Origin of the sequence: Streptomyces sp. CAI-85, assembly GCF_013363615.1 — a bacterium.
Classification (GTDB): Bacteria; Actinomycetota; Actinomycetes; order Streptomycetales; family Streptomycetaceae; genus Streptomyces; species Streptomyces antibioticus_B.
In genome coordinates this window covers 1-17,091 of sequence record NZ_JAANNX010000050.1, presented here as the reverse complement: position 1 = coordinate 17,091, position 17,091 = coordinate 1, and the positions used below count along the sequence as shown (strand labels likewise).

The window sequence follows — 17,091 nt, the reverse complement described above, 5'->3', positions numbered from 1 at the left end:
ATTCGGGGAAGGTGGACTGATATCCATGGCGCAGTGGACCTCCGCGGTGGGGGCCGCGCAGCTCGCCCGGCTGCTCACCTCCCAGCAGGACCGCCCGGCCGGACCGGGCACGCGCCGTCCGCCCGCCTACCGCGCCCTCGCCGACGGCGTCCGGCTCCTCGTCCTGGAGGGCCGTGTCCCGGTGGCCGCCCGGCTGCCCGCCGAACGCGAACTCGCCCTCGCCCTCTCCGTCAGCCGCACCACCGTCGCCGCCGCCTACGAGGCGCTGCGCGCCGAGGGCTTCCTGGAGTCCCGGCGCGGCGCCGGGAGCTGGACGGCCGTACCGGCGGGCAATCCGCTCCCCGCGCGCGGTCTGGAACCCCTCCCTCCCGAGGCCCTCGGCTCGATGATCGACCTCGGCTGCGCGGCCCTGCCCGCCCCCGAGCCCTGGCTCACCCGCGCCGTCCAGGGGGCCCTGGAGGAACTGCCGCCGTACGCCCACACGCACGGCGACTACCCGGCCGGGCTGCCCGCGCTGCGCGCGATGATCGCCGACCGGTACACCGCGCGCGGCATCCCGACCATGCCCGAGCAGATCATGGTCACCACCGGCGCGATGGGCGCGATCGACGCCATCTGCCATCTCTTCGGCGGACGCGGCGAACGCATCGCCGTCGAGTCGCCGTCGTACGCCAACATCCTCCAGTTGATGCGGGAGGCGGGCGCCCGGCTGGTGCCCGTCGCGATGGCCGAGGGGCTCGCCGGGTGGGACATGGACCGCTGGCGCCAGGTGCTGCGGGAGGCCGCGCCGCGCATCGCGTACGTCGTGGCCGACTTCCACAACCCGACCGGCGCCCTCGCCGACGAGGACCAGCGGCGTCGGCTCGTCGAGGCGGCGCGCTCCGCGGGCACCGTGCTGGTCGCGGACGAGACGATGAGCGAGCTGTGGCTCGACGACGACCTCGAACTGCCCCGGCCGGTGTGCGGGTTCGACCCCGCAGGGTCCACGGTGATCACGGTCGGGTCGGCCAGCAAGGCGTTCTGGGCCGGCATGCGCATCGGCTGGGTCCGGGCCGCCCCGGACGTCATCCGCAGCCTGGTCGCGGCCCGCGCCTACGCCGACCTCGGTACCCCCGTGCTGGAGCAGCTCGCGGTCAACTGGCTCTTCGGCACCGGCGGCTGGGAGCACGCCGTCGAACTGCGCCGCGGCCAGGCCCGGGACAACCGGGACGCGCTGGTCGCCGCGGTACGGCGGGCGCTGCCGGACTGGGAGTTCGTGGTGCCCCAGGGCGGTCTGACGCTGTGGGTGCGGGCCGGCGGCCTGTCCGGGTCGCGGCTCGCCGAGGCGGGGGAGCGGGTCGGGGTCAGGGTGCCGTCCGGGCCGCGGTTCGGGGTGGACGGCGCGTTCGAGGGGTTCGTGCGGCTGCCGTTCACCGTGGGGGGCGCGGTGGCCGAGGAGGCGGCGGCCCGGCTGGCCGCGGCGGCCCGGATCGTGGAGAGCGGCGGGACGGCGGGCGGCGAGGGGCCGCGGACGTTCGTGGCGTGAGGGCGCGTGCGCTGCGTGGCGTATGCGTGAGGGTGGGCCGGTCCTTTGCGGACCGGCCCACCCTCATCGGCTCCTCGGGTTCCGGCTATTCGGCGACCGCCGCCTCGATCGGCGCCGGGAGCGTCTTCGTCAGGACGGGGGTCTTCGTGGGCTCCGGCGTCTCCGGGGTCTCCGGAGCCGGCTCCGCCTGCGGTGCCGTGGTGCGCGGCGGCAGCAGCTCCAGCACCGCCTGCCGGTGCGTGTCGCTGGTGGCGTCGTCGTAGGGGTCCGGGGTCGCCGGGACCTGGAGCCGGTGCACCGCTCCCGTGCCCAGCCGGGCGTAGCCGCGCCCCGGGGGGACCTGGTCGACGGGGGTGGTGTGCGGGGGCGCCCCGAGGACGGCCGTCAGCCGGGCGACGGAGGCGGGCCCGAGGACGACACGCGCGCGTGTGTGCTGCCGTACGGCGTCGGCCAGGAGGTCCAGGCAGTCGAACTGCTCGGCGACGACCACCGTCACGGCGACCGCCCGGCCGTGCCGCAGCGGGACCTGGAGGAGGGCCTGCGGGTCCCGGCGGCCGTTCGCCTCGGCGAGGTGGGTGAAGACGGAGGGGCGGTCGAGGAGGATCCACAGCGGGCGCCTGGTGTCCGCCGGCGGCGGGTCACCGTCCTGGCGGGCCCGGTTCGCGGCGATCAGCCGGCGCTCCGTCTCGTGCGCCGCCCACTCCAGACCGGCCGTCGCCCCGGCGGGGTCGGTCTCGATGCCCAGGACGCCCTCCCGGCCGGCGAAGCAGCCGTACTCGCCGGTGCCGCCGCCGTCGACGATCAGGACGTCGCCGTGCCGGAGGGCCTGGAGCGCGAGGGAGCGCAGCAGGGAGGAGGTGCCGCTGCCGGGCTGGCCGACGGCCAGCAGATGCGGCTCGGTGGAGCGGACGCCGGTGCGCCAGACCACCGGGGGGACGTCGCGCCGCTCGTCGCCGTGGGTGAGGGGGAGCGTGCGCTGGACCCGCGAGGGGTCGGTGAAGCCCAGGACGGTCTCGCCGGGGGCGGTGACGAAGGGCTGGGCGGCGATGTCGGTGGGGAGCGGGGCGAGGACGTCGACGGTGAGTTCGTTGCCCTCCTCCTCCCAGGCGAACAGGTACTCGCGGCCGCGGCCCGCCTTCGCGGTCAGCAACTGCTCGATCCGCGCGCGGGGTTCGGCCTCGCCGTCCGGGAAGTAGGCCGGGTAGCGGATCACCAGATGGGAGAAGCGGCCCGAACCGTCGAACTCGTGGGCCGGGAAGACCTTCTCCCACTCGCCGCCGTGCGCGTACAGGGGAGAAGGGTCCTCGGCCGTCGAGAAGTACGGGACCAGGGCCTCGTACAGCGACTGGAGCCGCTGGGTCTGCGACTCGTCGGGGCCTTCGGGAGCCGGTGGGGTGCGGTCCCGGCCCTGCCAGGCCGCCGCCGCCATCAGGGTGATGACGGCGAGCAGCGGTCCGTACGGCATCAGTGCCACGACCAGGATCACCGAGGCCACCAGGAACAGCAGCGGCCCGCGCTTGTCCTTGGGGGTCTCGGCCCACTTGCGCCGGCCGGCCGAGGCCAGCCGGCGCATACCGCGGGTGAGCGTGATCAGTGGATGGAGAACGTCGGTGGCGCTGTCGGCCGCCGTCCGGGCCAGCTCCCGGCTCCGGGCGATCTGCGCGCTGCCTGTGCTCAGAATGCGGGGGAGGGGGCGCCGGGCCACTGCTGTCTCCTGGAAGTGCGTACGGAAGGGACGATCGGCGGGCCGGCCGAGCGGCCGGCCCGGCTCAGAACTTGATGCCGCCCAGGAGGCTCGCGAGGCTCTCGCCGCCCGCCTTGATGCTCGGTGCGATGGCCGTGCTCGCCAGATAGAAGCCGAACAGCGCCGAGACGCAGGCGTGCGACGCCTTGAGCCCGTCCTTGCGGAAGAACAGGAAGACGATGATGCCGAGCAGGACCACGCCTGAGATGGAGAGGATCATTGGGGATCTCCTGGTTCGGGGGGACAGTCACCATGAGTACTTCCAGGATCACAGGATGTATCTATACGATAAAAGGTGCAACTGGGTGAAATGTCGCTGATTTACCCCAGGTGGCGTAAGGTCCGCTGGGCCGCCTGAGCTGGACAATTGCGTCGAACGGGTCTCTTCGTGATCTTTGCCTCGGAGGCCACCGGCCATGTGCGCGACGAGCCAGTACGCTGGCGATTCACCTGAACGGTTGTAGCGAGAGGCGGTCCAGGCCGATGACAGAAGCCCCCGACCCCGAGGTCGTGGAGCTGGCGACCAAGATCTTCGATCTGGCCCGGCAGGGCCGGACCGAGGACCTCGTGAGCTACGTCGACGCGGGCGTTCCGGCCAATCTCACCAACGACCGCGGCGACTCGCTCCTGATGCTCGCCGCCTACCACGGCCACGCCGACGCGGTCCGGGCCCTGCTGGCCCGCGGCGCCGAGGCCGACCGGATCAACGACCGCGGCCAGACCCCGCTCGCCGGAGCCGCCTTCAAGGGCGAGACCGAGGTGACCGAGGTCCTGCTCGCGGCCGGAGCCGATCCGGAAGCCGGCACTCCGTCGGCCGTCGACACGGCCCGGATGTTCGCCAGAACCGATCTGCTCGAACTGTTCGACACTCGATGAGCCGACGGCCCCGAGTGGCTGCCAGGATTGTCCTGACCAGCTAAAACGCAGAGAACACGACATATACGGGGGAGGCGGTACCAGGCCGCCGGAAATTTCGGTCGCGGCAGGTGGAAGAGCCGGGCCATCATGACGACGTGATTCACGGACGCGATGGCTGGGCAGGTGTTGCCGCACCGCGCGGGCCGTGACGCGGTCCGCATGGGCCACCGACGAGAGGCAGAGGAAGATGGTCTACAGCAAGCAGGAAACGGCGGGCGCCCCGACGTGTTGTCACGCGGCCAGGTAGTGCACGTCCCCGGTTGCGTCGACGCTTGATGTGAGGCTGTTTCCCATGTTCGATCCGGTCATAGCGCCCAGCGGTACGCTGCTCGGCCTCCTCCAGAGGGGCCGCGGCGACGGCACGCTGCACGCGCTCACCGCCCCGCGAGCCGAAGCGCTCGCGGCCCTGCACCACTGCGTGCTGCGCGATCCCCGCCACGACTGGCAGGTGGAGAACCGCTCCCTCTACTACGCCCGGCTCTGCCTCGACCTCGACGGCGGACTCGACGAGATCGAGGCACACCTCTTCGACGTCGAGGACGTCTTCGACACCGACGAGTCACGCACCGGCCTGGCTCTGGCCGTCCTCGGCCACCTCGCCTCCTACGGCAGGCAGGACGCCCTGAACCTGCTGCGCAGATACGCCGCCTCCGGCTCCAACTGGGCCTGGGCGCTGGACGAACTCGCGCTGCGCGACGACGACGCGGGCCTGCGCGCCCTCGCCGAGCCGGTGCTCGCCCGCTTCGCCACCGACCCCGAGGGCGAGGCCGAGCTGGCCACCGTCGTCCGGGACGCCTTCGAGCCACGGCCCTGGCGGCTGTGGGCCGACGATCCCCGCCCGCACGTCTCCACACGCGTGCGTGCCGCCCACGAGGCCGGCTGCTTCGACCGCTGGCAACGCCAGATGAGTCCCGGCGGGCCCCGGCCCGGCTGGAGCGTGAGCGCGGTCCTCGAATGGGCCCAGCAGGGCGTCGAGCGCGGTGCCGCGCTCCATGTGCCCGCCGCCCGCTGCCTGAGCGCCGTGGCCGGCCCCGAGGACCGCCCGGAGATCGTGCGGGCCGCCCTGGACGGCACCGACGGCGCCCGCTGCACCGCCCTGCGCTACCTCGCCGACCGCAACGACCCCGAGGCGCTCGCCCTCATCGAGCGGGCCGCGGCCACCGGCGGCACCACCGTCGTCGAGGCGGCCGTCGACGCCTTCGAGCGCATGAGCGGCCCCGCCGCCGTCGAGCGGGCCCGCGGCTGGGCCCGCCGGCCCGACGCCCTCGGCGCCGCCGCCGGACGCGTGCTCGCCTGCCGCGGCGGCACCCGGGACAGCGACCTCGTCCTCGGCGCCCTGCGCGACGCCGTACGCGGCGAGGGCCCCGACGCCCCCACCCTGTGGACCCTCGTCGACGGCGCCGGACGCCTCGGCATCGTCTGCGCCGCACCCGTCCTGCGCCACATCTACCGCGAGACGGCCTCCTCCCACCTACGGGGCCGCTGCGCCCGCGCGCTCGCCGCCACCGACCCCTCCTTCGCCACCGGCTTCGCCGTCGAATGCCTGTGGGACTGCGAGGAGGCCACCCGAGAGATCGCCGCCCGGCACGCCGAGACCGGTGACGCGCGCGTCGTGGAGCGCCTTCGCCGGCTCGCCGCCGACCCCGCCGAGGAGGCGGAGGTCCAGACGGCCGTACGCAGCAGGATCGGACCGGACCCGGCGTCGGCCGTGTGACCGGCGCGCGCGTGTGACTGGCGCGCGTGTGAGACCGGCGCGTGCATGCGATCGGCGTGCGCGTGAGACCGGCCCGCGCATGAGACCGGCGTGATCCCGTGTTCACCTGGGCGGCCCGGGTGAACACGGGATGGCCGGCGAGTCGGGCGCGCATGGACACCGTCCGACCTGCCCGGGGGCGCAGCGCAACGCTCATGGGACGTTCGGCGTCCGGAAAGATCCACGTTGACGCGGGCACGTCCAGCCCGGCGAGAACACCCGTATGCGTGTCGTCATCGTGACCGAATCCTTTCCCCCCGACGTGAACGGCGTGGCCCACTGCGCGCTCCAGACCGCCCGGCACCTCGTGGACCGCGGTCACTCCCCGCTCGTCGTCGCGCCGGCCACCGCCGCCGGCACCGGGCCGGACGCCCTCGCGCCCTGCCCCGTCGTCCGTGTCCCCTCCCTTCCCCTCCCGGGCTACCCCCAGGTGCGTGTCGCCCTGCCCAGCAGACGCGTCGCCGCCGCGATCGCCGACCACCGGGCCGACCTCGTGCACCTGGCCGGCCCCTTCGTCCTCGGCGTCCGCGGGATGGCCGCCGCCGCCCGGCTCGGCATCCCCGCCGTCGCCGTCTACCAGACCGACCTGGCCGGCTACGCCCGCACCTATGTGCACGCGGGCGAGGCGGCCGCCTGGCGGCGCATCCGGTCCGTCCACGCCGCCGCCGACCTCACCCTCGCCCCGTCCAGCGCCGCCCTGCACGACCTGGAGACCCACGGCGTGCCCCGGGTGAAGCTCTGGCGGCGCGGCGTGGACACCGAGCGCTTCCGCCCCGACCGCCGCGACGAGGCCCTGCGCCGCGCACTCGCCCCGAACGGCGAACTGATCGTCGGCTACGTCGGCCGCCTCGCCCCCGAGAAGCAGGTCGAACTGCTGTCCGGGGTCTGCGGACTGCCCGGCGTCCGGGTCGTGGTGGTGGGTGACGGGCCCAGCGCGCCGCAGCTCCCGGAGGTGCTGCCCGGCGCGGTCCTCCTCGGCCGCCGCACGGGCGACGACCTCGCCCGGATCTTCGCCTCGCTGGACGTCTTCGCGCACACCGGCCCCTTCGAGACGTTCTGCCAGACCGTGCAGGAGGCCATGGCCAGCGGGGTGCCGGTCGTCGCGCCCGCCGCCGGCGGCCCCCTGGACCTGGTCGCGCACGGCCGTACCGGCCTGCTCGTCCCGCCGCGCGACGCCGACGCGGTCCGGGACGCGGTCGCCGCGCTGGCCGTAGACCCCGCGCTGCGGACGGCGTACGGGGCCGCCGGGCGGGCGGCCGTCGAGGGCCGTACCTGGGCCGCCGTCGGCGACCAACTGCTCGGCCACTACGCGGACGTGCTCACCGCCCGCCGCCCGGCGGTGGCCGCGTGAGCGCGGGGCGCGTGCCGGGCGGCGCCGGGGCGCGGGGCGAGGGGCTGCGGATCGTACGGCTCGCCAACTTCGTGGCACCCGCCTCGGGCGGACTGCGCACCGCGCTGCGCGAGCTGGGCAAGGGGTACCGGGCGGCGGGCCACGAGCCCGTCCTGATCGTGCCGGGCGAGCGCGCGAGCGACCGGGAGACCGAGCAGGGCCGGGTGATCACCCTGCCAGGGCCGCTGCTGCCGGGCACCGGCGGGTACCGCGTCCTCACCGACAGACGGCGCGTGGCCCGCCTCCTGGAGGACCTCGCGCCGGACCGCCTGGAGGTCTCCGACCGTACGACCCTGCGGTGGACCGGGCGGTGGGCGCGGCGCGCGCGGGTGCCCGCGGTGATGGTCTCCCACGAGACCGCCGACGGCGTGCTGCGCACCTGGGGCCTCCCGGAGGCGGCCGCCCGCCGGACCGCCGACGCGCTCAACATCCGTACGGCGCACACGTACGCGCGCGTGGTCTGCACGACCGAGTTCGCCGAACGGGAGTTCGTGCGGATCGGCGCCCGCAACGTCGTCCGGGCCCCGCTCGGCGTCGACCTCGACGAACGGCACCCCGCGCTGTACGACGCCGGGCTGCGCGCCCGCCACGCGCGCGAGGACGAGGTGCTGCTGGTGACCTGCACCCGGCTGTCCGTGGAGAAGCGGCCCGTGACGGCCCTGGACGCCCTGGCGGCGCTGGTACGGCGCGGGGTGTCCGCCCGGCTGGTCGTCGCCGGGGACGGGCCGCTGCGCGCCCGGCTCGAACAGCGGGCGCGGGAGCGGGGCCTGCCGGTGACGTTCCTCGGGCACGTCTCCGACCGGGGCGCCCTGGGCGCGCTCCAGGCGTCCGCCGACGTCTGCCTGGCGCCGGGGCCGGCGGAGACGTTCGGACTGGCCGCCCTGGAGGCGATGGCCTGCGGGACCCCGGTCGTCGTCAGCGCCTCCTCCGCCCTGCCCGAGGTCATCGGGACCGCGGGAGCCGTAGCCGTCGACCGCGGCGAGGCGTTCGCCGACGCGGTGCAGAGCCTCCTGGCCCGCCCGGAGCCGGCCCGCCGCGAGGCCGCACGCGCGCGTGCGGAGCGCTTCGGGTGGGGGACGGCGGTGGAGGCGTTTCTGACGGCGCACGAGGCGGCGGTGCCGACGGCGACGACAGTGCCGACGGTGCCGACGGCGACGACGGTGGGCGAGCCGGTCTTCGGAGGGCGCGGATGAGAACCGTGCGGTTCGTCGCCCTCGGGGACTCGCTCACCGAAGGGGTGGGCGATCCCGTGGCGGAGGGCGGGTGGCGGGGCTGGGCCGCGCTGCTCGCCGGCGGGCTCGCCGACCCGTCCGCCGGGGAGTCCGTGGTGTTCACCAACCTCGCCGTGAGCGGCGCGCAGACGCGGGACGTGCTGGACCGGCAGCTCCCGGCCGGGCTGGAGCTGCGGCCCGACCTGGTCTCGGTCGTCGTCGGCGTCAACGACACCCTGCGCTGCACCTTCGACATCCACGCCGTGGCCGCCCGGCTCGACACGGTGTACGGGGCGTTCACCGGGCAGGGCGCGGTGCTGCTCACCGCGTGTCTGCCCGATCCCGGCGCCATGCTCGGGCTGCCGGGGGCGCTCGCCCGTCCGCTGGCCCGGCGGCAGCGCGCGGTCAACACGGTCGTCCACGCCCTGTCCGACCGCCACGGCGCCGTCCATCTGCACGCCGCGGAGGGCGCCTGGCTCACCGATCGGGCGATGTGGAGCGCCGACCGGCTCCATCCCGGCGAACGGGGCCACCGGCAACTGGCCCTGCGTTTCCACGCGCGGCTCGCGCAGGCCGGCCTCGCCACCGGGACGGCGCCCGCGGCGGAGCCGGAGTTCCCGGTGCCCACCAGGTCGGCGAGCCTGTGGTGGCTGGCGACCGCCGGCACCGGCTGGGTGGCCCGGCGCTGCACCGACCTGCTGCCGCAGTTGCTCACCCTGGCCGCCGACGAACTGCGGCACCGCGCCCGCGGCACCAGCGCCCGGCTCGACCTGCGGGCCACCGCCGCCGTGTCCGCCGCGCTGGCCGCGCTCTCGGCGGGCGAGCCGCGCCCGGACGCCGCCTGAGGCCGTACGGGACGTCAGCGGCGCCGTACCGCCAGGAAGCGGACCGGGGTGCCCGGGACGGCCTGGGCGGCGGCTGGGAGGTCGGCCGGGCGGACGACCCCGATCACCGGGTAGCCCCCGGTGGTCGGATGGTCGGCCAGGAAGACCACCGGTCTGCCGTCCGGCGGCACCTGGACGGCGCCCAGGACCATGCCCTCGCTGGCCAGCTCCCCGGTCAGGGCCCGCTCCAGGGCGGGTCCCTCCGTGCGCAGCCCGATGCGGTTGCTCGCCGGGGACACGCGGTACGCGCGCGAGGTGAACGCGCGCACCGCCGCCGCGGTGAACCAGTCCTCGCGCGGGCCGAGGGTGACCCGCAGGACGAGTTCGGCCGGGGGAGCGGGCTGCGGGGCGACGTCCACACGCGTGTGCCCGGCGGGCTCGGCACCCAGCGGCAGGACCGTGCCGTCCGTCAGGGGCACCGGACCGAGGCCCGAGAGCAGGTCGGTCGAGCGGCTGCCGAGGACCGGTTCGACCACGACACCGCCGCCCACGGCGACGTACGTGCGCAGCCCGAGGACGGCGGTCCCGACGTCCAGCACCGCCCCGGCGGGCACCCGCACGGGCGCGCCCCAGGGCGCCGGGCGGCCGTTCACCCGGACCGGGCAGGGCGCCCCGCCGACCGCCACCGTCACGGCACAGCGCGGCCTGAGGGCACAGCCGTTCAGGGTGGTCTCCAGGACGGCCGCGTCGGGCGGATTGCCCACCAGCCGGTTCACCAGGGCCGCCGCCGGGGCGTCCAGCGCACCGGAACGGGACACCCCGAGATGGGCGTGGCCGGGCCGCCCCCGGTCCTGCACGGTGGTCAGGGCCCCCGCGCGGACGACGGACAGCGCGCGGTCGCTCATCCGGCCGCCCCTCCGCCGCCTGCCGCCCCTCCGCCGCCCGCCGCCCCGGGGCGCGCCGTGGGAACGAACCGCACGCGCGTGCCCGGCGACAGCAGGGCGGCCGGCACACGCGTGTGGTCCCACAGCACCGCGTCCGTCGTACCGATCAACTGCCAGCCGCCCGGCGACGACCGCGGGTACACGCCCGTGTACGGCCCCGCCAGCGCCACCGCGCCCGCCGGCACCGAGGTGCGCGGTGTGGCCCGGCGCGGGACGTCGTAGCGCTCGGGCAGGCCGGTGAGATAGCCGAAGCCGGGCGCGAACCCGCAGAACGCGACCCGGAACTCGACGCCCGCGTGGATCCGGACCACCTCCTCCTCGCCGACACCCCAGTGCGCGGCGACGTCCGCCAGGTCGGGGCCGTCGTAGCGCACCGGCAGTTCGACCACCTCGCCCGCCCGCGCCGGGGCGGGCGGGATCTCGGCCGTGGTCAGCTCGGCGATCCAGCGGACCGGGTCGGCCAGGCCGTCCAGCAGGACCGTACGGGCGGCCGGGACGATCTCGCGGACGGTGAGCAGGCCCGCCGCGCGGCGCCGCAGCAGCTCCGCGTGCAGCGCCTCGGCCTCCGCGCCCGACGTCAGCTCGACGACCAGGGCGTCGTCGCCGACGGGCAGGACGCGTCTGCTCATGCGAACGCCTCCAGCCGCACCCCGGACTCCTCCAGCCGGCGCCGGACCCGGCGGGCCAGTTCCACCGCGCCGGGCGTGTCGCCGTGCAGGCACAGGGAACGCGCGCGTACCTCGATGGACGCGCCCGCGCGGGAGTCGACCGTCCCGGAGTGGGCCAGCCGCACCGACCGCTCCACCACCCTGTCCGGGTCGGTGACCACCGCGTCCTCCTCGGAGCGCGGCACCAGGGTGCCGTGCTCGGTGTAGGCGCGGTCCGCGAACGCCTCCGGGACGGCCGCGAGGCCCGCCTGCACGGCCAGCGCCAGCAGCCGCGAGCCGGGCGGCCCCAGCACCGGCAGCCCGGCACCGGCGAGCAGCACCCCCTCGATCACCGCGGCGGCCTGCTCCTCGTCGTGCACGACCCGGTTGTAGAGCGCGCCGTGCGGCTTGACGTACGCCACGCGTGCGCCCGCCGCCCGTGCGAAGACCTCCAGGGCGCCGATCTGGTAGGCCACCTCGGCGGCCAGTTCGGCGGACGGCACGTCCATCGCGCGCCGCCCGAAACCGGCCAGGTCCTGATAGGAGACCTGCGCGCCGATCGTCACGCCGCGCTCGGCCGCCAGGACGCACACCCGCCGCATGGTGGCCGCGTCCCCGGCGTGGAAACCGCAGGCCACATTGGCGCTGGTCACGACCGACAACAGCTCCTCGTCGTCGGTGAGCCGCCAGCGGCCGAAGCCCTCGCCGAGATCGGCGTTCAGATCGATGGTGCTCATGGAATCCAAGTGTCTCCTGCTCAGGCCACGCGGTACTGCTCGTCGCGGGCGTCGGTGAGGAACATCTGCCCCGGTGCGTGCGTGAGGGCGAACGGCGGGCGCGAGGCCGCCACCGCGGCCTGCGGGGTCACTCCGCACGCCCAGAACACCGGGATGTCGTCCGGCTCGGTGTCCACCGGATCCCCGAAGTCGGGCCGCCCGAGGTCGTCGATGCCGAGGCCCGACGGATCGCCGCAGTGTACGGGGCTGCCGTGCACCGCGGGCAGCAGCCCGCTCTCCCGGATGGCGGCCGCCAGACGGCGCGGCGGAACCGGACGCATCGAGACCACCATCGGCCCGCGCAGCCGTCCCGCCGGGCGGCACTGACGGTTCGTCACGTACATCGGGACGTTGCGGCCCTGCTCGATGTGGCGCAGCGGGACGCCCGCCCCGGACAGCGCCCACTCGAAGGTGAAGCTGCATCCGATCAGGAACGCCACCAGGTCGTCGCGCCAGTACGCGCGCGCGTCGGTCGGCTCGTCGACCAGCTCACCGTCCTCCCACACCCGGTAGCGCGGCAGATCGGTGCGCAGGTCGGCGCCCTCGGCCAGCACGGTCGTCCAGGACCCGGCGTCGGTGACGTCGAGCACCGGACACGGCTTCGGATTGCGCTGGCAGAACAGCAGCGTCTCGTACGCCCAGTCGGCGGGCACCGCGATCAGGTTGGCCTGGGTGTGGCCCGCGGCCACCCCGGCGGTGGGACCCGCGAGGCCCGCCCGGAACAGGGCCCGGGCGGTCGCGGGGCTCCACGCGTGCGCGTACGGGTCGGCCGAGGCCAGGGGGCGGTCCCCCTGGCTCACCCGGTTCGCCTCCTGGTTCACTCCAGCTCCTTCCCGCGCGTCTCCGGCAGCCCCAGCAGCGCCAGGGCGGCGATCCCGTAGCCGATCGCGCCGAAGACCAGCGCGCCGCCCACGCCCCAGCCGTCGGCCAGGAAGCCGACCGTGGTGGGGAAGACGGCGCCCACGGCGCGCCCGGTGTTGTACGTGAAGCCCTGCCCAGTGCCGCGCACGGCCGTCGGGTACAGCTCGCTCAGATAGGAGCCGAAGCCGCTGAAGATGGCCGACATGCAGAACCCGAGCGGGAAGCCCAGCACCAGCAGCAGGGTGTTCGCGCCGTCCGGGATGTTGGCGTACGCCAGGATGCAGACGGCCGACAGCAGGGCGAAGAGCCAGATGTTGCGGCGCCGGCCCAGCCGGTCGGTGAGATGGCCGCCGGTCAGATAGCCGAGGAACGCGCCCGAGATCAGCAGCGTCAGATAGCCGCCGGTGCCGACCACGGACAGGCCGCGCTCCGACTTCAGATACGTCGGCACCCAGGTCGCCAGCGTGTAGTAGCCGCCCTGGACGCCTGTGGACAGCAGCGCGGCGAAGAACGTCGTCCGCAGCAGCCGGCCCCGGAAGATCGCCGTGAACGTGCCCTTGCCGGTGTGCCGCTCCCGTACGGCGGCGGCCCGCGGGGCGTCCGCGACCCGGCGACGCATCCACACCACGAGCAGCGCGGGCAGGGCGCCCGTCCAGAACATCACGCGCCAGGCCAGGTCGTCGCCGAAGACCGAGAAGACCAGCGTGTACACGATCACCGCGAGGCCCCAGCCGACGGCCCAGGAACTCTGCACCGCGCCCAGGGTGCGGCCCCGGTGCCTCGGGCTCGCGTACTCGGCGACCAGGATCGCGCCGACCGCCCACTCGCCGCCGAAACCGAGCCCCTGGAGGGCGCGGAAGACCAGCAGCGTCTCGTAGTTCGGGGCGAAGCCGCAGGCCACGGTGAACACGGCATAGGTGATCACCGTGATCATCAGGGCCCTGACCCGGCCGATCCGGTCGGCCAGGACGCCCGCGCCGGCCCCGCCGACCGCCGAGACGACCAGGGTGACCGTCGTGAACAGTCCGGTCTGGCCGCTGTCGAGGCCGAAGTACGCGGCCAGCGCGACCATGCTCAGCGGCAGCGTGAAGTAGTCGTAGGAGTCGAGGGCGTAGCCGCCGAACGCGCCGGCGAAGGCGCGGCGGCCGCGCGGGCCGAGGGCGCGCAGCCAGCCGAACGCCCGGTCGTCGTCGGGGCCGTGCTCGGCCGCCGGACGCGGGGTCGTGGTGGGGGCTTGCGGGGGAGGGGTCGTGCTCATGGGCACCTCGCAGAAGGGTGACGGAGGGTGCGGTGCTGAGCCGTGCCTGTTTCCAGCAAGGTAGAGGATCGTTGAACGATCCTTCAATACCCGTGTTGTTTCGCTCTCGCGTCTGCGCTTGAATTCCGGGCATGGCAGAGCAGCTCGCGGGACTGGCCGACGACCGCGCCCTCCTGGGCCGCACCAGCACGGCCGAACGGGTGGCGGACATCCTCAGGAGCCGGATCGCCGAGGGCTACTTCCCGCCCGGGACCCGGCTGTCGGAGGACAGCATCGGCGGGGCGCTCGGCGTCTCCCGCAACACCCTCCGCGAGGCGTTCCGGCTGCTCACGCACGAACGCCTGCTCGTCCACGAGCTGAACCGGGGCGTCTTCGTCCGGGTCCTGACCATCGAGGACGTCGAGGACATCTACCGCACGCGCGCGCTCGTCGAGTGCGCCGTGGTCCGCGGCCTGGGGGAGCCGCCGTACGGTCTCGACGGGCTGGCGGATGCCGTCGAGGAGGGGATGCGGGCCACGCGCGAAGGTGACTGGAAGACGCTGGGCACCGCCAACATCCACTTCCACCGCGCCCTGGTCGCCCTCGCGGGCAGCGAGCGCACCGACGAACTGATGCGCAGTGTCTTCGCCGAGCTGCGGCTCGCCTTCCACGTCGTCGACGACCCGCGCCGGCTGCACGAGCCCTACCTCGCCCGCAACCGGCAGATCCTCCAGGCCCTCGCCGCGGGCGACAAGGCGGAGGCCGAGCGGCTGCTGAGCGGGTACCTCGGCGACTCCCTGGAGCGGGTGGTGGAGGTCTACCGGCGCCGGGTCGGCGACGACCTCGACGCGGGCTGACCCGGCCTTGTGACGGCCGTCGCATCTTTGGTCGTTTGGGTCGATGTCAGACCGAGGACCTAGTCTGTGCACCGTGACTTCGCCAGCATCGACGGACCGTGTTCCGCCCCAGCTCAGCGCGGGGCCGCGCCCCGCTCCGGGCCCGGCCGCCGACGAGGGGCTGGCGCGTCGGCTGCGCGCGCTCGCCTGCACGGCGCCGATCCACGACCTGGACGCCCGCAAGGCCAACCTGGCCGGCGAGTACTCGGTGTACGGCATGGCGGAGATCGCCCTCGCCGCCATCGACCTGGTCACGCTCAACATGGACTTCGACACCGGCGCCGACCACGACCAGATCGTCGCCCGCCTCGTCCCCCGCATCGGCGCCCAGGCCCCCGGGCGCCCCGCCGCCGAGCACGAGCGCGTGGCCCGCTGGGTCCTGGAGAACCTGATCAACGTCGGCAGCGTCGACCGCGGCTTCCGCGCGATGTACGGCACCTTCGCCGCGGACGGCACCTATGTCCGCCGCGACTACGACTTCAAGCTGATCGAGGAGGTCCCCGGCTACGGCGGCGCGGTCTACCTCCGCACCACCGACGAGGCGGTCAACGTCCTGGTCGGCGCCCTCGACACCGACGTCACCAGCGCCCAGATCGCCGCCGAGGTCAAGCTGGAGGTCCTCATCCGGCGCGGCCGCCTCGCCGACGCCCAGCTCGCCGCCGAACAGGCCCGCTACCGGACCGTGCAGTACTCCGAGACGCTGCGCCGGGCCCTGGAGGCCACCCGCCGCAACGTCCGCGCGGTGGACTGGCTCAACGCCGTCCCCGACATGATCGCCGAGGCCCTCGACCACGTCGCCGACCGCTACCGCCACGAGAACGCGATCCTCACCAACATCCGCAAGGCCCGCGACGAGATCGAGGACGCCGAGAACAAGCGCCGCGCCGCCGAACTCGTCGACATCGTCAAGGACTGCATCCGCCGCCACACCCAGCTCCAGTCCCGCCTCCTGGAGGCCGGCCCGCTGTTCCGCGCCGAACAGGACCGCCAGGCGTTCGCCACGCCGATGACCTCCTCCGGCATCGACCTCTACGGCCATCTCGTCGCCCCCGTCCTGCCGCTGCCGCTGGAGCAGGCGGCCCGGGTCACCGGCGCGTTCTTCGCGCGCGGGACCGGTCTGCGCACCCCGGCCGCCGTCCGTATGAGCGACCTGGTGGACCTGTTGCTGACCCCGCCCGTGGAGCGCGAGCACCTCGGCGCGGAGATGCCCGAGCCCGACCTCATCGCCACGCCCGACGACAGCCGGTTCAGCGAGCGGCAGTTGGCCACGGCCAAGCGGCTGCTCGACCTCCCGGCCGACGCCCCGCGCCGCCTCTCGGGCCTCCTGGAGGAGGCCAGGGCCACCGGTGACACCGACCTGCCGTACCTGGTCGCGCTGCTGGCCGTGCACGCCGCCAGCCCGGCCGTCGGCACCGCCTACCGGCAGGGCGAGGAGAAGCTGCTCTTCGCCGTGGACGACGGCACCGAGCTGGACGACCCCGAGTTCGGCGGCGCCGACCTCATCGTCGGCACCGCCCTCCTCGACTCCGCCGGGATGGCGGCCGACCGGGCGGAGGCGGCATGAGACACCGTCCGGCACACCGAGAGGGCGGAGCCGAACACCTTCCCGCCCCCGCCGCGGGACACTCCCGTCCCGCACCGCAGCCCGAGCAACACCCCGCGCAACACAAGGAGTCCACGCCGTGAGCGAGCAGGCCGAGTGGAGTGAGCCGGACGGCGCCGCGCCGCCCGCGCCCGCCGCCGTCACCCCCGCCGACGCCGCCGACGCGGCACGGCTCGTCGCCTTCGGGCTCCAGCCCAAGCTCCAGCCCGCCCGCGACCAGGAGTACGCCGACCTGCTGCGCCGCCACCGCGAGGACCCGGCGTTCGCCCGGCTCGCCGACGCGATCGCCGCCGGACTGGGGCTCGTCGTGCTGGAGGTGTCCCCGCGCGCGGGCATGGCCGTCACCGCCGCCGAGGACTCGGTGTTCGCCGTCCGCATGGGCGACTACGCGCGTCGTGCCTCCGCCGACGGCGGCGACCGCTTCCTGCACGGCCTCGCCCACCTCGCCGTCGCCGCCATGGCGTTCCCCCGCCCCGAGGACCTCGCCGACGACGGCTACATCGGCCGGGTCAGCGTCAACGGCGTCGACTCCTTCGTCCGGCAGGCCTGCCGCCGGCTGGAGGAGCGCGCCGAGGAACAGGGCGAGAACACCGACCCGGCCACCGACGCGCCCGGCCTGGAAGCCGCCTGGCGGATCTGGGCCAGACGCAGCGCCACCGGCGCCACCAAGGACGCCCGCAGACTCGCCGGCTCGACCACCGGCATCGTCGGCAAGGCCGTCGCCTTCCTCACCGACTCCGGCTTCCTCCAGCGCACCGGCGA

The 17,091-nt window shown here is 74.9% G+C and carries 16 protein-coding genes; 9 read left to right on the top strand and 7 right to left on the bottom strand.

What is annotated here, in order from left to right:
• Positions 1–25 precede the first annotated feature (25 nt).
• The gene (locus G6W55_RS30160; RefSeq protein WP_175523927.1) at positions 26–1,525 is read left to right on the top strand and encodes a PLP-dependent aminotransferase family protein; all 1,500 of its coding nucleotides are present in this window, start codon (positions 26–28) and stop codon (positions 1,523–1,525) included.
• Positions 1,526–1,610: 85 nt separating this feature from the next.
• On the opposite strand, the gene G6W55_RS30155 is transcribed toward G6W55_RS30160, so the two are convergent.
• Positions 1,611–3,230: a hypothetical protein gene (locus tag G6W55_RS30155; RefSeq protein ID WP_175523926.1), complete on the bottom strand. Its 1,620-nt coding sequence runs from the start codon at positions 3,228–3,230 to the stop codon at positions 1,611–1,613.
• Between the two features lie 64 nt (positions 3,231–3,294).
• Positions 3,295–3,489, bottom strand: a complete 195-nt coding sequence (locus G6W55_RS30150; RefSeq protein ID WP_030785683.1) for a hypothetical protein — start codon at positions 3,487–3,489, stop codon at positions 3,295–3,297.
• Positions 3,490–3,752: 263 nt separating this feature from the next.
• On the opposite strand from G6W55_RS30150, the gene G6W55_RS30145 reads away from it, so the two are divergent.
• The 5 genes from G6W55_RS30145 to G6W55_RS30125 all read left to right on the top strand — a co-directional run bounded on the left by G6W55_RS30145 (position 3,753) and on the right by G6W55_RS30125 (position 9,386).
• Positions 3,753–4,145 carry an ankyrin repeat domain-containing protein gene (locus tag G6W55_RS30145; RefSeq protein WP_030785680.1) on the top strand — a complete coding sequence of 131 codons (393 nt, stop codon included), beginning with the start codon at positions 3,753–3,755 and terminating at the stop codon, positions 4,143–4,145.
• 334 nt (positions 4,146–4,479) lie between these two features.
• Entirely contained in the window at positions 4,480–5,901 is a 1,422-nt protein-coding gene (locus G6W55_RS30140; RefSeq protein WP_175523925.1) for a HEAT repeat domain-containing protein, read from the top strand.
• 262 nt (positions 5,902–6,163) lie between these two features.
• Positions 6,164–7,291 carry a glycosyltransferase family 1 protein gene (locus G6W55_RS30135; RefSeq protein WP_175523924.1) on the top strand — a complete coding sequence of 376 codons (1,128 nt, stop codon included), beginning with the start codon at positions 6,164–6,166 and terminating at the stop codon, positions 7,289–7,291.
• On the top strand, positions 7,288–8,523 hold the full coding sequence (locus G6W55_RS30130; RefSeq protein ID WP_309243850.1) for a glycosyltransferase: 1,236 nt from the start codon (positions 7,288–7,290) through the stop codon (positions 8,521–8,523). Before G6W55_RS30135 ends, G6W55_RS30130 begins: the two co-directional genes overlap by 4 nt.
• A complete protein-coding gene (locus tag G6W55_RS30125) occupies positions 8,520–9,386 on the top strand; it encodes an SGNH/GDSL hydrolase family protein (protein WP_175523923.1) in 867 nt (288 codons plus the stop codon). Before G6W55_RS30130 ends, G6W55_RS30125 begins: the two co-directional genes overlap by 4 nt.
• Before the next feature lie 14 nt (positions 9,387–9,400).
• Here G6W55_RS30125 and G6W55_RS30120 read toward each other — a convergent pair whose 3' ends face one another.
• Genes G6W55_RS30120 through G6W55_RS30100 form a run of 5 tightly spaced genes read right to left on the bottom strand, consistent with a single transcriptional unit; the run spans position 9,401 to position 13,851 of the window.
• The gene (locus G6W55_RS30120; RefSeq protein WP_085208461.1) at positions 9,401–10,270 is read right to left on the bottom strand and encodes a biotin-dependent carboxyltransferase family protein; all 870 of its coding nucleotides are present in this window, start codon (positions 10,268–10,270) and stop codon (positions 9,401–9,403) included.
• Complete coding sequence (gene pxpB / locus G6W55_RS30115) at positions 10,267–10,938, bottom strand: 5-oxoprolinase subunit PxpB (RefSeq protein ID WP_175523922.1); 672 nt, start codon at positions 10,936–10,938, stop codon at positions 10,267–10,269. Before pxpB ends, G6W55_RS30120 begins: the two co-directional genes overlap by 4 nt.
• Positions 10,935–11,693 (bottom strand): LamB/YcsF family protein, encoded by a 759-nt coding sequence (locus G6W55_RS30110; protein WP_175523921.1) that lies wholly within the window; start codon positions 11,691–11,693, stop codon positions 10,935–10,937. Before G6W55_RS30110 ends, pxpB begins: the two co-directional genes overlap by 4 nt.
• Positions 11,694–11,713: 20 nt before the next feature.
• Positions 11,714–12,553: a putative hydro-lyase gene (locus G6W55_RS30105; RefSeq protein ID WP_309243849.1), complete on the bottom strand. Its 840-nt coding sequence runs from the start codon at positions 12,551–12,553 to the stop codon at positions 11,714–11,716.
• Positions 12,550–13,851, bottom strand: coding sequence for an MFS transporter (locus tag G6W55_RS30100; protein ID WP_175523920.1), 1,302 nt, complete (start codon positions 13,849–13,851; stop codon positions 12,550–12,552). Before G6W55_RS30100 ends, G6W55_RS30105 begins: the two co-directional genes overlap by 4 nt.
• Positions 13,852–13,982: 131 nt before the next feature.
• On the opposite strand from G6W55_RS30100, the gene G6W55_RS30095 reads away from it, so the two are divergent.
• From G6W55_RS30095 to G6W55_RS30085, 3 genes are all read left to right on the top strand, one after another.
• A complete protein-coding gene (locus G6W55_RS30095; protein ID WP_175523919.1) occupies positions 13,983–14,687 on the top strand; it encodes a GntR family transcriptional regulator in 705 nt (234 codons plus the stop codon).
• Positions 14,688–14,760: 73 nt separating this feature from the next.
• Positions 14,761–16,290: a hypothetical protein gene (locus G6W55_RS30090; protein WP_175523918.1), complete on the top strand. Its 1,530-nt coding sequence runs from the start codon at positions 14,761–14,763 to the stop codon at positions 16,288–16,290.
• Between the two features lie 118 nt (positions 16,291–16,408).
• Positions 16,409–17,091 (top strand): hypothetical protein (locus G6W55_RS30085; protein WP_175523917.1); only part of this gene is annotated, 683 nt, incomplete at its 3' end.

What these genes read in the sequence shown, in the direction of transcription:
- G6W55_RS30160 (WP_175523927.1), top strand. Translation starts at nt 26, where the DNA reads ATGGCGCAGTGGACCTCCGCGGTGGGGGCCGCGCAGCTCGCCCGGCTG.
- G6W55_RS30150 (WP_030785683.1), bottom strand. Translation starts at nt 3,489, where the DNA reads ATGATCCTCTCCATCTCAGGCGTGGTCCTGCTCGGCATCATCGTCTTC.
- G6W55_RS30145 (WP_030785680.1), top strand. Translation starts at nt 3,753, where the DNA reads ATGACAGAAGCCCCCGACCCCGAGGTCGTGGAGCTGGCGACCAAGATC.
- G6W55_RS30140 (WP_175523925.1), top strand. Translation starts at nt 4,480, where the DNA reads ATGTTCGATCCGGTCATAGCGCCCAGCGGTACGCTGCTCGGCCTCCTC.
- G6W55_RS30135 (WP_175523924.1), top strand. Translation starts at nt 6,164, where the DNA reads ATGCGTGTCGTCATCGTGACCGAATCCTTTCCCCCCGACGTGAACGGC.
- G6W55_RS30125 (WP_175523923.1), top strand. Translation starts at nt 8,520, where the DNA reads ATGAGAACCGTGCGGTTCGTCGCCCTCGGGGACTCGCTCACCGAAGGG.
- G6W55_RS30120 (WP_085208461.1), bottom strand. Translation starts at nt 10,270, where the DNA reads ATGAGCGACCGCGCGCTGTCCGTCGTCCGCGCGGGGGCCCTGACCACC.
- pxpB (WP_175523922.1), bottom strand. Translation starts at nt 10,938, where the DNA reads ATGAGCAGACGCGTCCTGCCCGTCGGCGACGACGCCCTGGTCGTCGAG.
- G6W55_RS30110 (WP_175523921.1), bottom strand. Translation starts at nt 11,693, where the DNA reads ATGAGCACCATCGATCTGAACGCCGATCTCGGCGAGGGCTTCGGCCGC.
- G6W55_RS30100 (WP_175523920.1), bottom strand. Translation starts at nt 13,851, where the DNA reads ATGAGCACGACCCCTCCCCCGCAAGCCCCCACCACGACCCCGCGTCCG.
- G6W55_RS30095 (WP_175523919.1), top strand. Translation starts at nt 13,983, where the DNA reads ATGGCAGAGCAGCTCGCGGGACTGGCCGACGACCGCGCCCTCCTGGGC.